We start from the raw sequence: 6154 nt of genomic DNA on the forward strand, positions 1-6154 counted from the left end.
AGTGGGGGAAACCCCCAGTTCCGAAGCTGCATCGCTTGTCTGTACCCCCACACCCCACTCCCCACTCCCTACTCCCCACTCCCCACTCCCCACTCCCTACTTACCACCCCCCCGAGTGATAAATGCTACGATTGCGACAGAACGAGAACAGTGATCAAACAAAGAAGGAAAAAGTACCGAAATGGTAGAGATAGACAAGTCAATATCCTTTGATGGACGGGATATTAGACTCAAAGTAGGTCTACTTGCCCCTCAGTCTGGTGGTTCAGTAATGATACAGTCGGGGGATACAGCAGTTTTAGTGACAGCAACTCGTGCCCCTGGTCGAGAAGGGGTCGATTTTCTGCCCTTGGTAGTTGACTACGAAGAAAGACTCTACGCAGCAGGTCGGATTCCCGGTGGTTTCCTCAGGCGGGAAGGCCGTCCTCCAGAAAAAGTTATCCTAACTAGCCGTCTAATTGACCGTCCCTTGCGTCCGTTATTTCCCAGTTGGCTACGAGATGATATACAGATTGTAGCAACTACCCTGTCTATGGATGAACAAGTACCGCCAGATGTTTTGGCAGTTACTGGTGCATCGATTGCTGTGTTGCAGGGCAGCATTCCCTTCTATGGACCAATGGCAGCTGTACGGGTAGGGTTACTCGGGGATGATTTTATGATTAATCCCACCTACAAAGAAATCGAAAACGGCGACTTGGACTTAGTCGTAGCTGGTTCCCCACAAGGGGTAATTATGGTAGAAGCCGGTGCCAATCAATTACCGGAACAAGATATAATCGAGGCCATCGATTTCGGCTACGAAGCGGTACAAGACTTAATCAAAGCCCAGCAAGACCTGCTTGAGGAGTTGGGAATTGAAATAGTGATTGGCGAACCCCCAGCCGTAGACTCGAATCTAGAAGAATTTATTCGCGATCGCGCCACTGACAAAATTAAAGCTATCCTCTCGCAATTTGACCTGGACAAAAAGGGTCGGGATGTTGCCTTAGATGAAGTTAAGGACACTGCTGTCAAAGCAGAAATTGCCGAACTCAAAGAGGATGACCCAATCCGTGTAGTGGTTACTGAAGATAGCGCATTAGTCGATAAGCTGTTCAAAAGCCTCACCAAAAAACTGATGCGTACTCAGATTGTGGAAGACGGAGTGCGCGTAGATGGTCGCAAGCTAGACCAAGTGCGTCCTGTCTCTTGTCAAACCAGTCTATTACCTCAGCGAGTTCATGGTAGCGCTTTGTTCAACCGAGGACTAACCCAAGTCCTATCCACTGTTACCTTGGGAACACCTGGAGATGCCCAAACTCTAGATGACCTTAACCCAGAAGATGAGAAGCGCTATCTGCACCACTACAATTTCCCACCCTTTTCTGTAGGGGAAGTCAAGCCATTGCGATCGCCCGGACGGCGTGAAATTGGTCACGGAGCCTTAGCCGAACGAGCATTAGTGCCAGTGTTGCCCCCTCAACACGAGTTTCCCTATGTGATCCGAGTGGTATCGGAAGTGCTCTCCTCCAATGGTTCCACCTCCATGGGCTCGGTTTGTGGTTCAACACTGGCCTTGATGGATTCAGGTGTACCGATTACCAAACCGGTTAGTGGTGCAGCCATGGGTTTGATCAAAGAAGGAGAGGAAGTCCGCATTCTAACCGATATTCAAGGTATTGAAGACTTTTTGGGTGACATGGACTTCAAAGTCGCTGGTACCGATACTGGCATCACGGCTTTGCAAATGGACATGAAAATCACTGGTTTGTCCATGGACACCATAGCCCAGGCCATTGAGCAAGCCAAACCGGCCAGACTGCATATCCTAGAAAAGATGCTGGCGGTGATTGACACACCCTCCACAGACATGTCACCCTTTGCTCCTCGCCTATTAACGATGAAGATTGATCCAGAGTTCATCGGTACAGTCATTGGTCCAGGGGGTAAGACAATTAAAGGAATTACCGAGCAAACTGGGGCAAAAATCGATATTGAAGATGACGGTACAGTTACCGTATCTGCTATGGATGGGGACAGGGCCACAAAAGCGATCAATATCATCCAAGGCTTAACCCGCAAGCTGAATGAAGGGGATGTCTATGTTGGTCGTGTCACCCGGATTATTCCCATTGGTGCCTTTGTGGAAATACTTCCTGGCAAAGAAGGTATGATTCACATTTCCCAACTAGCTGACTACCGAGTTGGCAAAGTGGAAGATGAGTTAGCGGTAGGAGATGAGGTAGTTGTCAAAATACGGGAAATTGACAACAAGGGTCGTCTTAATTTAACCCGTTTGAACATTCATCCCGACGAAGCTGCCGCAGCACGGGAAGCAGCAGCGTTATAACCTAGCTAGGCTAGCTAGACATGGTGAAGCGTCAGGAGCAGGGAAGCTTCTCAAGACTGTAGACAACAGATGTAGAAGCGTCTGGGGAGTTGGGAGAATAAATTGACCTTACTCTTATGATGCTTCCCTGAATTTACCCTAGGAGTATCGTCTGATCACGTCAGTGAGCAGCAAAAGTCTAACATTTCTGATATTGGCGTAAGTAAAAGCTTTAAACTAAAGAATGCATTATGGTTTAGAGATGATTTAGTTAAGCTGTGCGGAAAATTGTTATAGCTGGTAACTGGAAAATGTTCAAAACTCAAGGGGAAACCGCTGAGTTTTTAAAGGGATTTTTGCCTGAGCTGGAGCAAACTCCCATAGAACGGGAGGTTGTTCTGTGTGCTCCCTTCACCGACTTGGGTGTGATGTCTGAGCATGTACAAAATACTCGTGTACAGATCGGGGCTCAGAATGTCCACTGGGAAAATGCTGGAGCCTACACTGGTGAAATTGCCGGTGCAATGCTCAAGGAAATTGGTGTGCGCTATGTCATTGTTGGTCATAGTGAACGGCGTCAATACTTCGGCGAAACGGATGAAACCGTTAATAAACGCCTTCACGCTGCTCAGCGTCACGGTTTGATTCCGATTCTGTGTGTTGGGGAAACGAAAGCACAACGGGATGCTGGTGAAACAGAAGACATTATTACCAAGCAGTTGGAAAAAGACCTAGTCAACGTTGACCAGCAAAATTTAGTGATTGCGTACGAACCAATCTGGGCAATTGGTAGTGGTGACACTTGTGATGCATCAGAAGCGAATCGAATCATTGGATTGATTCGCTCTAAGCTAAAGGAAGCTAATGTCCCAATTCAATATGGTGGCTCCGTCAAACCCAAGAATATTGATGAAATTATGGCTCAATCAGACATTGATGGAGTACTGGTGGGCGGAGCAAGTTTGGAACCTGCGAGCTTTGCCAGGATTGTCAATTATCAGTAGTTGTAATTAGTCATTGGCTAATTGTTAATTGTTAATTGTTGATGGGTTAATTGTTCTGGACTTATTAATTAGTTAATTTGCTAATGGCAATTTTCAATTTACAATTAGCCATGATCCATAAGCCATGGATAAAGGAAAACTCACCATCGAGAACTATTCTTTCCACTGGGGCAAACGAACCTATATCATGGGTATCTTGAACGTTACCCCCGATAGTTTTAGTGATGGCGGTGAGTATTACACCCCAGAAGCTGCCTTAAAGCAAGCTCAGGCTCTAGTAGATGCTGGTGCTGATATTATCGATATTGGTGGTCAATCGACTAGACCTGGTGCCGAGCAAATTTCCCTAGGGGAGGAACTGAAACGAGTCGTGCCTGTGGTAAAGGCCATGGGTTCAGTGGTGAAGATACCGATTTCTGTCGATACCACTAGAGCATCTGTGGCTAAGGCTGCGGTAGAAGCTGGTGCGGATATGGTCAATGATATTTCCGGTGGCACATTTGACCCAGACATGTTTCCAGTCGTAGCCCAGTTGGGGGTACCAATTGTCTTAATGCATATCCGAGGCACCCCCGTTTCCATGCAAAAACTAACTGATTATCAAGACTTAATTGGGGAAATCTATAGCTTTCTGGAGGAGCAGGTCAATGCCGCAATCGCAGCAGGAATTAAGCGATCGCATATTATTATTGACCCAGGCATTGGTTTTGCCAAAACCGCTGAGCAAAGTGTAGAGATTCTGCGGCAACTGCCTAGGTTTGATGCCCTTGGTGTACCGATATTAGTCGGAGTATCTCGGAAAAGCTTTATTGGACGCATCATCAATCAACCAGACCCCAAGGGTCGAATTTGGGGAACTGCTGCAGCTTGTTGCAGTGCCATTGCCGGTTCAGCAGACATCCTGCGGGTACACGATGTTCGCCAGATCCATGATGTCTGCCGTGTTGCTGATGCAATTTGGCGTGTTTAAGTATATGCTTACATTGTTATTGCTTTAATTACTTTGGCCCGGAGATTCAGTTTGAAGCAAATCAGTCATAGCTTCGCTCAGTGCTTTTGGATCCATAAAGACGACTTTAGAATTGCTGCTTTCACTTAATTTTTCATTAGCTTCTACATAGCGTTGAGCGATCAGGAACTGTAGGACTTTCTGAGTATTAGATTCCTCTTCAAGAGCTTTGGAAATCATTTGGATCGACTCCACTGTACCTTCAGCCTGTAAAATTTTGGCTTGTTTCTCACTCTTAGCAGCTCGCTCCTTCTCTAGGGCATCGATAATAGTTTGGGGTGGTTTAATCTCTTGCACCTCAACCCGCATCACCTTGACTCCCCAATCAGCAGAGGCATCATCTAGTTGTTGCAGTAAGTTCTGATTGATTCTGTCTCGAGAGGCATAAGTCTCATCTAGTTCCATCTGACCAATGGTAGAACGCAGAGTGGTCATGACTAAATTTTCAATCGCCTCATGAACATTATCTACAGCATAAAACGCTTTGTACATATCTAAAATTTGCCAATACACGATGGCATCGACTTCTACCTGAACGTTATCTTTGGTGATTGCCTGCTGAGGTTCAATGTCTAAAATCTGCTCACGGGTACTCTCTTCTACAGCAATCTTGTCTATAAACGGAACTACATTGTAGTTAAGACCAGGGTCTAGTTTTTTACGATACTTACCAAAGCGTTCTACTAGAGCTTCATTTCCCTCTTGGACAACTTTTGTCGTACCGACAGTGTAGCCAAAAGCTACTAAAACAATTGGGGCGAGTATGCTAAGAAGAATATCCATAGTGTTTAAGATCCGATTAGGAGATTAATCAATTAACTGATGTTGCGGCTAGCATTTGCTAGAACTAACTTTATCAATAGAACAGCACAAAATGTGTGTATAGATAACTTTCACTCTAGCGACCCCTCGGTTGACTGTCAAAGCTGTTATCAAAACTACAGGGAAGCTAACTTCTGTGGATTTGTTACTAGTCAGTTTTTTCAGCAGCAGATGGCTTCTCTTCTTCAGCCTTTTCCTGATTAACCAGCCATTCTGAGAGGGGGCGTGAGACAGCATACTGAAAGTCCACTGGCACTAACAGTACATCCAACTGCTCAGATTTGGAATCCAGTGGTAGGACTTGAGCATATAGGAAACTGCGAGTAAAGTCAAAGTTGCCTAAGATCAGCTTCGGACTGTCCTGATTTTTCAGTTTCACTGTTATAGTTGCTGAGGGCTTGTCCAATCCATACTCTGAAAGTTGGTCAGGGCTAACCGTCAGAATGCGATCGCTTTTGCCCTGAGCCAGCAAGTTCAATAAAAAGGAAACAACCGCATCACTAGCTGTTGCTTCTTTGGGCTTTTTCATGCGCCAACCCGATTCTGGCTCACTGGCTCGCTCAAATACTAACGTCTTGTCATCACTATTAACAGTAAACGATTGAATCTCGTCTTCAGTGAAATTAAATATAGATTTTTTAGGGATTTTAGCAGCTTCTCGCTTTTCAGAACCCTGAATTTCATAAATATATACACCTCCCCCCAGGAGGATGGCAGAAATGACTAAAATCAGAGTTGTCCGTTGTAGTTTCATGGGATTAAACTGCATCAATCTAAACACAGCTTAATACTTTATAGGGATTCTCAATTGGGTGAGGTACGCCCCCCTTGGGGTTAATGGGAGTAGGGATTAGGGAGTAGGGAACAGGTAACAGGAACCCACCCCTAACCCCCTCACAAGGGTAGGTTTTTTACAAAGACGTCAGGTGTGGGGTGTAGGGTGACCGGGTGTAGGGTGTGGGGGTACAGACAAGCGATGCAGCTTCGGAACTGGGGGTTTCCCCCACT

General features: G+C 45.8%; 5 protein-coding genes. 3 read left to right on the top strand and 2 right to left on the bottom strand.

The genetic code is table 11. The features are described 5' to 3' along the window. Positions 1-181: 181 nt before the first annotated feature. From AC4II3_RS30640 to folP, 3 genes are all read left to right on the top strand, one after another. The gene (locus tag AC4II3_RS30640; RefSeq protein ID WP_488016013.1) at positions 182-2332 is read left to right on the top strand and encodes a polyribonucleotide nucleotidyltransferase; all 2151 of its coding nucleotides are present in this window, start codon (positions 182-184) and stop codon (positions 2330-2332) included. A gap of 257 nt (positions 2333-2589) precedes the next feature. After that, entirely contained in the window at positions 2590-3315 is a 726-nt protein-coding gene (gene tpiA, locus AC4II3_RS30645) for a triose-phosphate isomerase (protein ID WP_488016011.1), read from the top strand. Positions 3316-3439: 124 nt separating this feature from the next. After that, complete coding sequence (gene folP / locus AC4II3_RS30650) at positions 3440-4285, top strand: dihydropteroate synthase (RefSeq protein WP_488016009.1); 846 nt, start codon at positions 3440-3442, stop codon at positions 4283-4285. 24 nt (positions 4286-4309) lie between these two features. On the opposite strand, the gene AC4II3_RS30655 is transcribed toward folP, so the two are convergent. Both AC4II3_RS30655 and AC4II3_RS30660 read right to left on the bottom strand, forming a co-directional pair. Further along, the gene (locus tag AC4II3_RS30655) at positions 4310-5107 is read right to left on the bottom strand and encodes an SPFH domain-containing protein (protein WP_488016007.1); all 798 of its coding nucleotides are present in this window, start codon (positions 5105-5107) and stop codon (positions 4310-4312) included. Positions 5108-5294: 187 nt separating this feature from the next. Beyond that, entirely contained in the window at positions 5295-5900 is a 606-nt protein-coding gene (locus tag AC4II3_RS30660) for a DUF4340 domain-containing protein (protein WP_488016005.1), read from the bottom strand. Between the last annotated feature and the right edge of the window lie 254 nt (positions 5901-6154).

Source organism: Moorena sp., from assembly GCF_982860115.1.